Annotated in this window: 12 protein-coding genes; 8 read left to right on the plus strand and 4 right to left on the minus strand. The window is 59.4% G+C overall.

Features of this window, described 5'->3' with window-relative positions; translation table 11 throughout:
• The first annotated feature begins 135 nt into the window (after positions 1–135).
• The gene (locus HMPREF0183_RS00515) at positions 136–882 is read left to right on the plus strand and encodes an ABC transporter ATP-binding protein (protein ID WP_005881616.1); all 747 of its coding nucleotides are present in this window, start codon (positions 136–138) and stop codon (positions 880–882) included.
• A complete protein-coding gene (locus HMPREF0183_RS00520; protein WP_005881618.1) occupies positions 879–3,365 on the plus strand; it encodes an ABC transporter permease in 2,487 nt (828 codons plus the stop codon). The genes HMPREF0183_RS00515 and HMPREF0183_RS00520 overlap by 4 nt, the downstream gene beginning before the upstream one ends.
• A gap of 126 nt (positions 3,366–3,491) precedes the next feature.
• On the opposite strand, the gene HMPREF0183_RS00525 is transcribed toward HMPREF0183_RS00520, so the two are convergent.
• Entirely contained in the window at positions 3,492–4,778 is a 1,287-nt protein-coding gene (locus HMPREF0183_RS00525) for a GNAT family N-acetyltransferase (protein ID WP_005881620.1), read from the minus strand.
• Between the two features lie 102 nt (positions 4,779–4,880).
• Between HMPREF0183_RS00525 and HMPREF0183_RS00530 the strand changes: the two genes are divergently transcribed.
• The 5 genes from HMPREF0183_RS00530 (at position 4,881) to HMPREF0183_RS00550 (ending at position 11,327) form a co-directional block, all read left to right on the plus strand.
• The gene (locus tag HMPREF0183_RS00530) at positions 4,881–5,771 is read left to right on the plus strand and encodes an ABC transporter permease (protein ID WP_005881622.1); all 891 of its coding nucleotides are present in this window, start codon (positions 4,881–4,883) and stop codon (positions 5,769–5,771) included.
• Complete coding sequence (locus tag HMPREF0183_RS00535; protein WP_005881624.1) at positions 5,768–6,778, plus strand: ABC transporter permease; 1,011 nt, start codon at positions 5,768–5,770, stop codon at positions 6,776–6,778. Before HMPREF0183_RS00530 ends, HMPREF0183_RS00535 begins: the two co-directional genes overlap by 4 nt.
• 143 nt (positions 6,779–6,921) lie before the next feature.
• Positions 6,922–8,574: an ABC transporter substrate-binding protein gene (locus HMPREF0183_RS00540; RefSeq protein WP_005881626.1), complete on the plus strand. Its 1,653-nt coding sequence runs from the start codon at positions 6,922–6,924 to the stop codon at positions 8,572–8,574.
• Positions 8,571–10,142 (plus strand): ATP-binding cassette domain-containing protein, encoded by a 1,572-nt coding sequence (locus HMPREF0183_RS00545; protein WP_005881628.1) that lies wholly within the window; start codon positions 8,571–8,573, stop codon positions 10,140–10,142. The genes HMPREF0183_RS00540 and HMPREF0183_RS00545 overlap by 4 nt, the downstream gene beginning before the upstream one ends.
• A 3-nt stretch (positions 10,143–10,145) precedes the next feature.
• On the plus strand, positions 10,146–11,327 hold the full coding sequence (locus HMPREF0183_RS00550; protein ID WP_005881630.1) for a CPBP family intramembrane glutamic endopeptidase: 1,182 nt from the start codon (positions 10,146–10,148) through the stop codon (positions 11,325–11,327).
• A gap of 90 nt (positions 11,328–11,417) precedes the next feature.
• Here HMPREF0183_RS00550 and HMPREF0183_RS11920 read toward each other — a convergent pair whose 3' ends face one another.
• The 3 genes from HMPREF0183_RS11920 to HMPREF0183_RS00565 all read right to left on the minus strand — a co-directional run bounded on the left by HMPREF0183_RS11920 (position 11,418) and on the right by HMPREF0183_RS00565 (position 13,641).
• Positions 11,418–11,774, minus strand: coding sequence for a hypothetical protein (locus HMPREF0183_RS11920; RefSeq protein WP_156798016.1), 357 nt, complete (start codon positions 11,772–11,774; stop codon positions 11,418–11,420).
• A 358-nt stretch (positions 11,775–12,132) separates the two neighbouring features.
• Entirely contained in the window at positions 12,133–12,318 is a 186-nt protein-coding gene (locus HMPREF0183_RS00560) for a hypothetical protein (protein WP_169309644.1), read from the minus strand.
• A gap of 411 nt (positions 12,319–12,729) precedes the next feature.
• On the minus strand, positions 12,730–13,641 hold the full coding sequence (locus HMPREF0183_RS00565; protein ID WP_005881636.1) for an NAD-dependent epimerase/dehydratase family protein: 912 nt from the start codon (positions 13,639–13,641) through the stop codon (positions 12,730–12,732).
• A 113-nt stretch (positions 13,642–13,754) separates the two neighbouring features.
• Between HMPREF0183_RS00565 and HMPREF0183_RS00570 the strand changes: the two genes are divergently transcribed.
• Complete coding sequence (locus HMPREF0183_RS00570; protein WP_005881638.1) at positions 13,755–14,432, plus strand: TetR/AcrR family transcriptional regulator; 678 nt, start codon at positions 13,755–13,757, stop codon at positions 14,430–14,432.
• Positions 14,433–14,448: the final 16 nt, after the last annotated feature.

Consider the following 14,448-nt stretch of genomic DNA (forward strand, 5'->3'; position numbering starts at 1 on the left):
CGCGCCCCACCAAACCGCGCCCCACCAAACCACCACCTCGCCACAAAGAATCTCATCCTCAAGGATGAGTCGCACGCCCAAAGCTATATCCCGCAGGCTGATGTTTCCGCCACACAACTTCGCGAAAGTAGAAGCATGAATAAATCTTTAACAACCGCACAGCCCGCGATCTGTGCCCGCGGACTCAGCAAAACCTACGGCACCGGCGAGGCTCACCTCACCGTGCTTGACAACTTCGACGTCGACATCCGTTCCGGCCAGTTCACCGCGATCATGGGTCCGTCTGGTTCAGGTAAGTCGACGCTCATGCACATCCTGGCCGGGCTGGACACCCCCGACTCCGGCACAGTCACGCTCGCTGGCCTCGCCATCACGGGCATCAGCGACACCAAGCTCACTCGCATCAGGCGCGCCCACATGGGCTTCATTTTCCAGGCGTTCAACCTGGTGCCGGCCATGACGGCGGATGAAAACATCATGCTCCCGTCCAAACTCGCCCGTAAGAACATCGACCTAGACTTCAAGAACGCGATCGTGGAAAACCTGGGCCTGGGCGAACGCCTCACCCACCGTCCGCACGAACTCTCAGGTGGCCAGCAGCAGCGCGTGGCCGTGGCTCGCGCCCTGGTGAACCAGCCGGATGTCATTTTCGCTGACGAACCCACGGGCGCGCTGGACAAGCGTTCCGGGACCGAGGTGTTAGAGACGTTGCGCTCATGTGTATCCGAGATGGGTCAGACAGTTGTCATGGTGACGCACGACCCGGCCGCGGCCGCGTACGCCGACCGTGTCGTCCTGTTGGCTGACGGACGTATCGCCGGCGAGGTCTTCGACCCCACCGTTGAAGAGGTTTCCCAGGCCCTCCTGGAGGTCACCAAATGATCGTCAAAGCGAATCTTCGTTCCGGTGGTTCGCGTCTGGTAGCTGCCGGAATCACCGTCATGGTGTCGGTGGCATTCGTCGTTGCAGTGACCAGCTTGCTCACTGCGTTTAACAACACAATGCGCGACCAGTTCAGCGTGCAGTACTCCGGCGCCGACCTCCTGGTCTCCCCTGACGAAAACGAACTGACGGACAAAACTCAGAAGACCGTCTCGTCAGTGGACGGCGTCAAAGACACTCAGATCATCGACCAGGGCTCCGTGTTCACCACCTCGGACGAATTTGCGTTCGTCTCAGTGTGGCCAAAGCACAGCGGTATCTCAATCACAGAGGGCCAGGCCCCTTCTAAAAAGGGCGAACTTCTGTACGACGCGAAGTTGGCCGAAAAGCATAACAAGAAGGTGGGCGACAAGGTCGAACTCGTCGTGCCCTCTGAAGACGGCGAGGGCAAAGACACCCACACCTTCACAATCACCGGTCTGGCACAGGTTCCATCCAGCGTCCCCATGTTCTTCGCCACGGACGTTTCGAACCTGTACTCGGCCGCTGACCACATGCGCGTTTTCGTCGACAACCCGTCTGAAGTGGCCCAGGTCCAAGACGCCGTCGCGAAAGCACTGGCCGGTTCAAAGGACGTCAAGACCGAGGACACCGGTGCCAAATCAGCCGGCGGCCTCCAGGTTTCTACCCCCGACCAAATCGTGCAACAGCGCATGAAGGAAATGACCGGTCAAGCAACGACCCTAGTCGCTTTCATCGCCGCCTTCATCATCGTCGCCCTGTTCGTCGCCGGGCTGGTCATCTCAAACACATTCCAGGTGCTGGTCGCCTCACGCACCCGCACCCTGGCACTCCTGCGCGCAGTGGGCGCCACCCGCTCCCAACTCCGCAACGCGACCCTCGCTGAAGGCGCAGTCCTGGGTCTCATCAGCGCGATCCTCGGTGTCTTCGTGGGTTGGGGCTTCGCGATCCTGCTGACACTGGCCGCACGTGCCTTCTTCCAACCCACCTTCGCGTTGGCGCCGCTCACCCTCCTCGCCGCTGTTCTCGGACTGGCCGTGGGTGTCACCGTGACTGTCATCGCCTCGTTCTGGCCCGCGCTCAAGACCACGCGCGTGTCCCCTATCGACGCGCTGGCACCCGCCGACATCCCAGCCCCGGCCTCCCGGTTCCCGTGGATCCGTCTGGTAGTAGGGACACTCCTCACCGTGGTTGGAGTCGCCGTGCTCCTTCTAGGCGCCGCCATGGGAGAACTCCTCCTGGCACTGCCCGGCGGCATCCTCGCCTTCAGCGGTGTTCTGGTGCTCAGCCGCGTGTTCGTACCGCCCATGGTCGCCATGATCGGTCGCGCCGGAGAAGCGATTTTCCGCTCCCCGGCCTTGGGCCTCGTCGCACGCAACGTCAAACTGTCGCCGCGACGCACAGCCTCAACGACCTCGGCGCTTCTTGTGGGCGTCACCTTGGTGGCGACCATCCTGGTGGGCGCGCAGACCGCCCGCACCACCGTCAACAACGGACTCAACCAGAACGACCCCATCGATGTGGTGGCGACGTCGACCTCGGACAAGACTGCCGACACCATCAAAAAGTCGGACGCCGTAGACAAGTTCGTCAGCCTCCCGGGTGTGCAGGCCAAAGCGTCTGTGCCATTGGGGCACGACCTCGACGAGAAAGACGAATCTCTGACCCAGGTCGTGGGCGTCGACACACACGACCAAGCCATCAAGGACGTTCCACGCGACACGCACTTCCTGCCCGAACCCGGCACCGTGAACGTGCGCGACACCCCGGACACAAAGAAGCACGACGGCAAGAAGGTCGACCTCACGGTTGGAAACAAGAAGGTCAGCCTCACACTCAAGACCGTCGAAGGCGTGCCACCAAACACGGTTGTTGCCAACAAGGCCGACGTCACCGACCTGGGCCTCGAAGATTCGAACGGTCAGACGTGGGTGCGCGTCACCAACTCCGCATCCGTGCCGGACTTTTCAAAGCTCCAGGCAGAACTGGAAAGCGCCGGTGTGGTCGCGTACATCGACGGTGCCAGCCTGCGAGCGATGTTCTCGCAAATCCTCAACATCATGACCGGCATTGTGCTGGGACTGTTGGCAACCTCGGTCATCATTTCGATCGTGGGCGTGGGTAACACGCTGTCCCTGGCGACCATGGAGCGCAAGCGGGAGACGGCCCTTCTACGGTCCATGGGGATGTCGCGGTGGTCGGCGGCGTTCATGGTTGCCGCCGAGGCGGTCCTCATGGCCCTCACGTCACTGGTCGTTGGTCTGGGGCTGGGGATCCTGTTCGGCTGGACCGGCGTGCAGTCTCTCGTGGCTGCTGGCGGCGTCGCGGTTTCGCTTGGGATTCCGTGGCTCATGCTTGCTGCGGTCGCGGTGGTGGCGCTCGTAGCGGCCCTGGCAGCCTCGGTGGTGCCCGCGATCACCGCCTCGCGCACCCAACCGGCGCAAGGCGTTGCGATGCAGTAACGCGGGTTTCCTACCGGGAAACGAAAAAGGAAGCGTGGATGCCACGCTTCCTTTTTTGTGTTGTTAGCTGGTGAGCTAGACGGACTTCAAACTCCGGGCTTTGACGCTAGAACTCCGAACCTCAACCTAGAAGTCGTTCGGGGTGTACGGTGCGCGTTCCAGCGCAAACAGCGAACGAGCCTCCAGCGCCGCATCTGGGCGGACTTCCGTGATGCGTCCGGCGCGGGCAAGCACCACTGGGTCGGCTCCACCCAGGTACAGGGAGCCCAGTTCAGACACGTTCATTTCAAGGTCAGCGGGTTCGCCGTCGTCCAGCTTGGTCACGGTAGCTTCTTGACCGTTTGAGACCAAGCGGTACGTGCCGTCGGCGAATCCCATGTCGTCGTTGATGCGCAACGTCAGTTCCCCACCAACTAGCCACGCGCGTGCTTCGAGCGACTTCTTCACGTCGAGGATGCGCAACCAGATTCCGTCGTTTTCGTTGACGATCTTGGCACGGCGCGGGTCGGTCAGGAGCCACGGCAGAGGTGACTGGTGCGCGGCGTTGTTGAACTTCACCTTCACGCTCAAGTCGATGGCACCCAGGAATGCCCACAGGGCTGAGTACGCGTCGTTGCTCACTGCGATGAAGTCAAGCAGTTCCAAGGTTCCGTGTGACCAGTCGTCACCTGCGTTGTGCTTAAACGAAACGAAACCGTCTGGCTTTCCGTTTTCGTCATAGTGCAGGGCGCCGCGCACGGCATCATCTGCTTCTCCGGTCTCAATGTCGTGTCCGGCAGCGAAGTCGTAGAGTGCCTGCTGACGGCCAATAGCACCCGGTGATTTTTTCTGGAATTCCGCGTAGATCTGTGGCGCGAGTTCCTGCAGGGCCTGCGCATCACACATTTCGACGCGGCGGTCAGGCTCGGAGATGAGTTGGAAACCTGGTGATGTGTCCACTTCCAGGTCCGTGAGCCAGGACGCTGCCCCAAAGCCGAAACGGCGGTAGATTCCACCTTCGGTAACCGTGAGCGCTGCGAACGGGTAGCCTGCGTCGGCTGCGTTGGAGAGGTTTTCGGTCATGAGGCGACGCAACAGTCCGCGCCTACGGTGGGTGGGGCGGACCGTCACCCATGTGATGAGGTGTGCAGGAATGAGCTTTCCGCCACCAACGTTCACGTTCTTTTCAAAGTGCGCGAACGTTGCGACTGGGATGTCCGAATCCAGCGCGTGATCGTATGACTCTTGGCTGTAAGCGGCGGTGAACACGCGATCATCAGCGATCGCACGCTTCACCCGTTGCAGAAGTTTTTCTCCCGACACGCGTTTGTCGTGGAACCCCGCACGCACCGCATGAATGTAGTTGGTGGTTTTCTCATCCGGGGTGTTGTCGGTGATGGTGGGCTTGAACGTCTCAAAAATGTATTCGGTCACAAACTTCAGACTAACGTACCTGGCGGAATAAATGGGAAGTACAACCGGTTATGCGGTTGGCTATGTCCCTGCCCACAACCTTTACCCGTACAGAGGAACCGAATGGAACGTGTTGCGACGCGCATCAAATGGCCGCGCCTGATGAGCAATTCAACTGCTCGCGCAGGATTCGTCATTGTCGTGTTCTTTCTGTGTATGGTTCCTGCAGCCCCAATTCTGACGGCGCTGACCGGTAACGACCCGCACTCGTTTAACACTGACCTACTACGCCCGGACGCCGTTCCGGCTGGCACTTTCGGTGGCATGAGCTTCCAGCACCCGCTGGGCGTTGAGCCAAAGACCGGGCGTGACTTGCTCGCGATCGTCACCTGGGGATCGCACGTGTCCCTCTTCATCGGGCTCGCCTCAACCGCGGTGTCAGTACTGATCGGAGTGGTTGTTGGCGTGGCCGCAGGCTTCTTCGGTGGTGTGTGGGACCGGCTACTAAGCCGCATCACCGACATCGTGTTCGGCTTCCCGTTCCTTATTTTTGCCATCGCATTGGCAGCCGTCATCCCACCTGAAGTCAATCGGTCATTGGTCCTGGTGGCGGTCATTGGACTCTTCGGCTGGCCATCAATCGCCCGGGTTGTGCGCGCAGAAACCCTGAGCCTACGCACCCGAGGATTCGTCCGCGCAAGTATCGCCCAGGGCGCAAGTGGCATCCGCACCATCACACGTGAAATCCTGCCTAACCTCCTGGCCACGATCCTGGTTTTCACTACCCTTTCCATCCCCGGCAAGATCGGCGCTGAGGCCACACTCAGTTTCTTGGGCGTAGGCGTTGACCCCTCCACACCGTCATGGGGTCGCACCATTTCAGACGCCATCGACTGGGTCCAAGTCGACCCCGCCTACCTCCTGTTCCCGGGACTCGCGATCTTCCTCATCACGCTGGGGTTCACTCTCTTAGGCGACGGACTACGCGACGCAGTGGCAGGTGAAAAAGCATGAAGTGGTGGCCCGTTACTCGTTTCCTCTTGTCACGTCTGGCCGGTTCCCTAGTGGTGCTTCTGGTCATCGCAGTGGCAAGTTTCGCAATCTTCTACATGCTCCCGAACGACCCAGCTCAGCTCAGCTGCGGCAAGCCGTGCACGCCGGAACGCCTCGCTGAAGTGCGTGCATACATGGGCATCGACAAACCGTGGCTGGTCCAGCTGGGCGCGTTCTTGTGGGGCATTGTGGCCGGTCGCACCTTTGGTTCCGGCCAAGCCGCCATCGAATGCGCCGCCCCATGCTTCGGCTATTCCTTCCGCTTGCGCGCTGACGTCAGCGACCTCCTCGCGGACCGCATCCCGGTCACCTTGTCGATTGCAATCGGCGCCCTGGTGCTGTGGACGGTCGTGGGTGTTGCCATGGGCACGTGGGCGGCCCTCCGCCGAGGTCGTTTCACCGACCGTGCCCTCACCAGTCTGTCTGTGGTTGGCGTTTCGGCCCCCACCTATTTAGTGGGCTTGCTGTTCATTCTGCTGTACGGGTTCACCCTCAACGTGCTCCCCATTGGCGGGTACGTGGCGTTTACCGATAGCCCGTTCCAGTGGGCGTTCCACCTGATTCTGCCGTGGGTCACATTGGCGATCGTCAACGCCGCGATCTACGTCCGGTTCACCCGTGGTTCAATGCTTGACATTATGAGCCAGGACTTCATTCGCACTACCCGCGCAATTGGCCTCACCGAAGGCCAGGTTGTGGGCCGGCACGGTCTGCGTAACCTCGTAGTCCCCATTGCGACTCTTGTGGCCCTGGACTTCGGTTCCCTTCTAGGCGGCGCGGTTGTGACGGAAAAGGTCTTCTCAATCCAAGGTGTGGGCTCACTCCTCCTGGACGCTGTGAACAACTTGGATGTCCAGCTGGTGGTGGGCGTGACCCTGTTCGCCGCACTAGCCGTGGTTCTTGCGAACTTCCTCGTCGACATCATCTACGGGATTCTCGACCCAAGAATCGGGGCTCCCACGTCATGATGATTCGGTGGTACTTAACCAGAAGCCCGCGCATCGCGTTTGTGTTTCCACCCGGAACCCGATGTTGAGAGCACGCCAACACACCCACTCGGTAGACACCCCTACGTGGCTACCTCAACAACTTTCTTGACACAAAGGAAACAATGAAACACCTAAAATCTCTGTCTGCCATTTTTCTTGCAACCACCATGGCAGTCACCGGTTGCAACGCAAACAACTTTGACGAACAGAAATCCGGGCTGGGAGAAACCGCTAAGGGCGGAGACTTAACGATCCTCACCTCGGGCACGGAAATGGACATGGACCCAGGTAAGAGCCAAGGTCTGGCCATTACGTCCCTGGGCCTGGTGGCACGGCGTTTGACCACGTGGAAGATCCAGCCTGATACCACCCCCGAGGTCGTTCCTGACTTGGCTACGGACACCGGGACTCCCAGCGAGGACGGTAAGACCTGGACGTTTACCCTGAAAGACGGTGTGACGTTCGAAGATGGCACCCCGATCACGTCGAAGGACATCAAGTACGGGATCGAACGGTCCTTCTCGAAGGAGCTTTCTGGCGGTCTGAGCTACCACAAGACACTCCTGAAGGGGGCGGACAAATATGCCGGCCCGTTCGATGGTAAGGAGCTCGACTCGATCGAAACACCGGATGACAAGACCATCGTGTTCCACCTCAACGAAGCGTTTGGTGACTGGCCGTGGATCGCCTCGATGCCCGCTTTCACCCCTGTCCCTAAGGACAAGGACAAGCCCGCGGAGTACGGGAACGCGCCTGTCGCCTCGGGACCCTACCGGGTTGAATCAAACACCCCGGGCACCTCAATGGTTCTCAAACGCAACGACAACTGGAACCAGGACACCGACAAGGTTCGCACAGCCGGCCCAGACACCATCACGTTCAAAATGAGCCAGGACCCCACGGTGGCAGCGCAGTCGCTGATCAGTGATTCGAATGAAGCGCAAACCTCGTTTGGTGCGGACTTCATCCCTGCCGCTCAGTTGGCACAGGCTCAGAAGAACCCGTCCGCTAAGTCACGTTTGGTGACCAGCGATGATGGGGCGTTGAAGTATCTGGCGATTAACACCGAACGCATCTCAGACGCGGACGTTCGCAAGGCGCTGAACTACGCGGTCGACAAGAACGCGGTCCGCATTGCCTCCGGTGGTGAGATCTCCGGTAGCTTCGCCTCCACGCTCATTTCACCCGGAATTCCTGGGCGCCAAGAGTACAACCTGTACGAGGCACCGGACTCTGGGGACGCGGAAAAAGCCAAGCAACTGCTCGAAGGTAAGGACGTGGGCACGCTGACGCTGCTGACCCGCAACGACCCGATCTCGTCAGCCCAAGCTCAAGCGATTTCGCAAAGCCTCAGCAAGGCAGGCGTGAAGGTGCGGATCAAGGCTGAAGACACCAACTCGTTCTCCGCAGACGCGACACAGGGCGAAGGTGACTACGACCTGGCGCTGTCGTCGTGGCAGCCGGACTTCCCATCAGCCAACGCCAACATTGAGCCACTGTTCGCGTCGTCGCAGATCGGCAACGGAAACTACAACATTTCGCGGTATTCCAACCCCAAGGTTGACGACATGATCAGCAAGGCAACGCATACGATCGACGATAAAGAGGCGCAGAAGTTGTGGGCTGAAGTCGACAAGGCGATCATGGAAGACGCGCCCGTAGTTCCGCTGATGTACACCAAGAACTCGTTCATGCACGGTTCTAAGGTGGAGAACTTCATCATCGGTTCGTTCCCTGCTTACCCCAACTACCTCAAGGTGTCACTATCTCAGTGAATGCTTTAGAGATTCGGAATGTGTCGGTGTCGTTTAACGGCGCCGAGGTCACCCACGACGTGAGTTTTGACGTGCCGGCTTCGTCGGTGGTTGCGCTTGTGGGTGAGTCTGGTTCCGGTAAGTCGGTCACGGCACTTTCGCTGTTGGGTCTCACCGGGGCTTCGGTCACCGGTGAGGCCCACCTGGCCGACGGCCCGGAACTCATTTCTGCCTCACCTCAGCTGTTGCGTTCCGTGCGTGGGAAGCGCATTGGCATGATCTTCCAAGAGTCCATGGGGGCGTTCGACCCCATGTACACGATCGGGTATCACGTGCGTGAAGCCATGCGAGCGCACGGAACAGAAGCGTCCGTTACCGAGGTGCTAAAAAAGGCTGGTCTGAAAGATCCTGACAGGATCGCTGGGTCATATCCGCATCAGCTTTCGGGCGGGCAGTTGCAGCGTGCGATGATCGCGCTTGCCACTGTGCATTCGCCTGAACTTCTCATCGCCGATGAGCCCACCACGGCCTTAGACGTCACGGTTCAGGCGGGAATTCTGAATCTGTTGCGCGACGTCGCTCAAGAACGCGCAGTCCTACTGATTACGCACGATATGGGTGTCGTTGCCGATGTTGCGACCCATGTTGTGGTCATGAAGGACGGTCGTGTGGTTGAGACTGCGGGTGTCCGTGACCTGTTCGAAAACCCGCAGCACCCGTACACGCGCAAGCTGTTGCAGTCGGTGCCCCGGATTACGGACCGTGCCGCGGAAGAACAGGACGCGAGTGAGACTGTTGCGGCTCGAGTGGAGCACGCCCGGGTTGAGCACGGGTCGACGGTTGCGCTTAACGACGTTTCGCTGACGATCCCCGCCCACACGATCGTGGGGTTGGTTGGTGAGTCGGGCTCCGGTAAATCGACGATCGCTAACGTGCTCACGGGGGCGCAGAAACTTGCCAGTGGAACCGCCGAGGTCGCAGGAACTGCCGTAGTTCCGGGGACTTCCCGGCAGCAACGGCGGTTGCGCTCACGGGTCGGAGTTGTGTTCCAGGACCCGGCTGGATCTCTGAATCCTCGGCGCACGATCGGGGCTCAGATTGCCCAGCCGTTCGAGTTGCACACGCGACTGTCGCGCCGAGATATCGCGCGCAAGGTTGATGGGTTGCTGGGCGACGTTCAACTGCCTGTGGAGTTTGCGCGCCGTTTCCCGCGGGAGCTTTCCGGCGGGCAGAAGCAGCGCGTGGCGATCGCTCGAGCTTTGGCGCTGGAACCCGACCTTCTCATCGCAGACGAACCCACCTCGGCCTTGGATGTTTCTGTGCAGACCGGGATCCTGGACCTGCTTGCCGAACTGCACGAGAAGCGTCAGTTCGCATCCTTGTTCATCAGCCACGACCTGGCGGTGATCAGTCAGGTGGCGTCGCGTGTGGTTGTTTTGCGCGATGGGCGCGTGGTGGAAGAAGGCGAAACGGGGCAGGTTTTGGGGGCGCCCAGTTCGGACTATACGCGGTCGCTCATCGAGGCAGCGCCCGTGCCGGACCCTGTTGAGCAAGAATTGCGTCGCGAAAAGTCGCGCGGATATCGTTGAAGCATGACTACTTCTCATGGCGTAACCCCACCGAACGTTCCACATTCCCACAACGGGCCGTTTGAAACTCCTGCGCAGGAGCCACGTAGCGAACCGTTCGAGAACCACTACCGCACCGCGCACAACCGCTGGTGGATGGGGCTCGTGGGGATTGTTGCGACCCTCATCGTTTTCTTTTTCGTGTCGATTGTGGGTGGCATTGTCGCGGTGGCGATCGACATTGCGACTGGTGCGACTTCACAAGAAGACGCCATGGCCGGCAAGATCACCAACACCCCGCTGCTGCTGTTCACGGTGAACCTGTCGCTCATTTTGGGTGGCCTTGTTGCTTTGTTAGCGCACCGGATTCTGCACAAGCAGCCGTGGTCGCGCATGTTCTCGGTGTTGCCGCGTATGCGTTGGAAGTGGTGGGGCTTGAGCCTGGCGTGTACGGTGCCGTTGTTTGCGCTGTACATGGGAGTCGGGTTTCTCTTTGACAACGGCGCAATTCAGGGGTCTGGTGACTCGTCGTTCACGTTTGACGGTACGGCGTTGGCGTATTTGCTCATCATTGTTCTGACCACGCCGTTTCAGGCAGCGGCTGAAGAGGTCATGTTCCGTAGCTACGTTCCGCGCGTCTTTGGTTCGTGGATCCCGCGCGTGGGAGGGATAGTTGGTGTCATTGTTGCCACGATCCTGTTCACGCTTGCGCACGGGGCTTCCGACCCATGGCTGTGGGCGTACTACGCGGTGTTTGGGCTGGTCATGGCTGCGCTCACGCACTTCTCTGGTGGGATTGAGGCTCCCGTCGTCGTCCACGCAGTGAACAACGTGACTATGTTCATCATTGCGTTGTTATCAGGCGACATTTCTAACGCTTTTGATCGAGGCGAAGGATCCGGTGGTGCGTTCATGCTGTTCCCCATGGTGGCGCTCATTGTTATTGCCGGTGTTTTGACGCTTGTTGCGCGTTGGAGGAAGGTCGCGACGGCGGCCCCCGTTCACGTTCGCCCGGTTAAGCAGGCCCAGGTTCCTTATGGCGTGCCGGGGCAGGGTGCTCCAGGTCAGCCGGGCGTGCAGGCTGGGCAGCCTCAGGGTCAGTTGCAAGGCCAAGTGTCCCCAGCTCAGCCTGGTCAGGCTCCGCAGGGCCACCTGCAGCAGTCGTTTGAACCTCCAGCAGATCCGACGAACCGCCCGCACGCCTAACTCGCATCTGACAACCCAACTCCGCCACCTCGGGGCCAAACGAAACGGCGCAAAGTGAGCCTAGCCGTCGCTATAACTCACTGCTCCGGTTCAGAGTGAGCGCAGGCGATCCACATGTCGCGTCGCAGAGGCAGAATCTGGTGCCGTGATGTGATACCCCAGAGCCGTCAAAGCCTCTACAGCGGCACCCGGAGCGTCCCGAACCGCCGCCTTTGTTTGTGTCATACGCCATGCTGCTCGAGCTTCGGCCAACACATCCCGGGCACCTCGCTCGTGGTCAACGTTGAACTCGTCAATCAGCATCTCGAGAATGTCTTCCAAAGCCGGTCGGAACCTATGCCCACCCAGTGGGAAGTGCAGGTCCTGCAACGCTGGAATTCCGTCTTTACCACCTCGGCGTTGGGGACGGCGAGTGGTTCGGCCAACCTTGGTCATCACGTAAGTCATAGCGTCGCGGTGCGCGTGGACATGTAGATGCGCCGAAGGCACATTATTTGGGTCACGCAAATATTCGTAACGAAAAAGTGGCTGGGTACTTGCGCTCGTGAGCACCTTAATTGTCGAACTCTGAACCGCGAGGAACTGGTTCTCGCGATTCCACTCACAGTAGAACTCTGCTTTAAGCACCAGTAGCGGTTGACCATTAAACGTTAAGACAATGCCCTTATCTGGGCACTGTCTTACCACAAGGCGATTATTGCTGTGGGTCGCTTCAAAACCATCGCAGCGCGGGGTGACTGCGCGGATCGTTCGCGTCATGGTGTCCGCGAATTTCTGCGCGTGTCGTACGAGGCCGTTAGAGAACTCAGTCTCGTCTGAGCAGGAACTCAAGGTCACGCAATTCGTCATAGATCGCGGCATCGTCAGCGTCTAAGTCATAGTTCGCTCCACGCACCTTGAACTCTTCCAGGTCGCCAACTCGACTTGCGAGCTCGTTATAACGCGCCTGTAGCTGCTCAGGAGACATGTACGTCACTGTACTTTCGCTCATGATCGCCCACTTTTCTTCTCGCAAAATGTCTGTGTCGGTATATTTTACCAACACGCTCCCCGCAGCAGCCGTTCAAACCTCCAGTAGACCCGACGAACCGCCCAGACCCGTAGCGCGCGTTTACCCAGCTCACGCCACCTCGGGGCCAAACGAAACGGCGCAAAGTGAGCGAAACTACGCGTTATATTGCGTAGTTTCGCTCACTTTGCGCCTTCTGGGCTTAGCTAAATCACCTGGACCTTCTCTCACGTAGGTTCAAAAGCCAGTTAATCTACACAGCTCAATCTGAAGTGTAGAGTAAACACCACTTTTGTTCGTTTTGTTCACGTTTTCGACCCATAATCGGCACGTTACTCTACACAGCTCACGGAAAAGCGCGGACTCATGTAGACAAACGGACAGAACCAGCCCCTACAGCGAAGCACCCTCCCTCCCAGACACGCACCCCACTAGAGCAGCATCCAGGCTCGTCACCGGAAGATCGGCCAGCACCCCCGCGTGAAGAACCTGCGGCGAGTCCCACAAGTACTTTTGGTTGTGTAGTTCGCGGAAGGTTTGCGAAAACAAGCCCGTCACCTTCATCACAGTCCAGGGAATCTGGAACACGCCAGACGGCTCAGGCTTTGAAGCCACTCGCGCAAACGCACGCGCCAACTCAACTTGCGATACCGGCCCAGCCGCCGGCGCATGAACGACAGACGGTAGGTCATGTGCGTTTTCAACCGCATACATCATTCCACGGACCAGATCGGGGATATACGTGATACTGCGAGGTGCCCTCACGTCACCCATACCAAGCGGGTGGCGACCTTTCATCACACGATCAAACACCAGCTGATGAAACACCGCCCCAGCCAATGACGCAGTGGGACCAATGAGGTCCGCGGCAACAACGGAAACGGTCTTCCCACCGTACGCCTCGCGGTTGCGTAGCAGTTGAGCTCGCACTTCTCCTAATGGCGACGCAGGCTCAACTGGTTCCCCTTCCTTCAGCTCCTGCGCTCCGGCCCCCCACGCATACACGGACTCGGGGAAAACCACCGGCACGTCACCAGCCCATTCGAGCAATTGTTTCTCGCGCGGAATCAGCGCGTCCCGCCAGGCACGCGCACTATAAGGCGCGTGCATACAGTTAAACACCCCGTCGAACCCCTCCGAACCCAACTCAGAGAGCGCATCTTGCACATCACCCTGTATAACCTCAGCTCCCCTGCGCTGCGGCATACCTGACCGCTTCACGACCGTGACGCGATCCCCACGCTCAGTCAGTTGCCGAACAAGCTCCCGCCCAATCTGGCCATACCCAACTACCAAAAAACTCATTTCGCCCTCCACAATTTAGCGAACACCGTTCACATAATTAACCTACCTCATCCATCCACAATTGTGAACACCGTTCACATACAAATCGTCTCAACCTTTGCCACACTGTGTACATGACCACTCGAAAGCCTCACGCAGAGTCACGCGCCCAGATGCGCAAGGGCATCATCACGCACGGCACACGACTTCTTGAGAAGCATGGGCACGCAGGACTATCACTCCGCGAAGTCGCGCGATCCATGGGCGTCGCCCCATCTGCGCTGTACCGGCACGTGAAAAACCGCGACGAACTCCTCACCGTCCTCCTCGTCGAATCTTTCAACCGCGTAGCAGACCACGTCGAGAAAGCGACACACACCGCCACAACACCCCATGCGCGCCTTCACGCACTCACCCACGCGCTACTCGAATGGGCGCAACGACACCCGCAACTGTGGGCCCTGATGTACGGCACGCCGGTCCCCAACTACGCCGCTCCCGCAGAGTCCACCACCGAACCCGGCACCCGGGTCCTCACCTTGTTCGTTCACACGGTTGCCCACTTCGACCTCGGGACGGAACCTGCCTCACCCGCTCTTATAGAAGAACTCGCCCGAGGCGCCACGGACCTGGGCGCGGAAATGTCGCCTGAGCGCGCCACGGGTGCGGTGCTAGCGTGGACGTCACTCATTGGCCTGATTAACGCGGTTCAGTTCGGCCAACTTGGCCCGGAACTTACTGACCTTGGAAGCGATCTGCTCGATTCGTGGCTACGGAATTTACTTGGCACCCGAACAGGCCGTACTCTCTGATGTGACACACTCCACT

The organism is Brevibacterium mcbrellneri ATCC 49030, assembly GCF_000178455.1.
GTDB lineage: Bacteria > Actinomycetota > Actinomycetes > Actinomycetales > Brevibacteriaceae > Brevibacterium > Brevibacterium mcbrellneri.

Coding starts and splice junctions, on each gene's coding strand:
- HMPREF0183_RS00515 (WP_005881616.1), top strand. CDS start 136: ATGAATAAATCTTTAACAACCGCACAGCCCGCGATCTGTGCCCGCGGA.
- HMPREF0183_RS00520 (WP_005881618.1), top strand. CDS start 879: ATGATCGTCAAAGCGAATCTTCGTTCCGGTGGTTCGCGTCTGGTAGCT.
- HMPREF0183_RS00530 (WP_005881622.1), top strand. CDS start 4,881: ATGGAACGTGTTGCGACGCGCATCAAATGGCCGCGCCTGATGAGCAAT.
- HMPREF0183_RS00535 (WP_005881624.1), top strand. CDS start 5,768: ATGAAGTGGTGGCCCGTTACTCGTTTCCTCTTGTCACGTCTGGCCGGT.
- HMPREF0183_RS00540 (WP_005881626.1), top strand. CDS start 6,922: ATGAAACACCTAAAATCTCTGTCTGCCATTTTTCTTGCAACCACCATG.
- HMPREF0183_RS00550 (WP_005881630.1), top strand. CDS start 10,146: ATGACTACTTCTCATGGCGTAACCCCACCGAACGTTCCACATTCCCAC.
- HMPREF0183_RS11920 (WP_156798016.1), bottom strand. CDS start 11,774: ATGACTTACGTGATGACCAAGGTTGGCCGAACCACTCGCCGTCCCCAA.
- HMPREF0183_RS00560 (WP_169309644.1), bottom strand. CDS start 12,318: ATGAGCGAAAGTACAGTGACGTACATGTCTCCTGAGCAGCTACAGGCG.
- HMPREF0183_RS00565 (WP_005881636.1), bottom strand. CDS start 13,641: ATGAGTTTTTTGGTAGTTGGGTATGGCCAGATTGGGCGGGAGCTTGTT.
- HMPREF0183_RS00570 (WP_005881638.1), top strand. CDS start 13,755: ATGACCACTCGAAAGCCTCACGCAGAGTCACGCGCCCAGATGCGCAAG.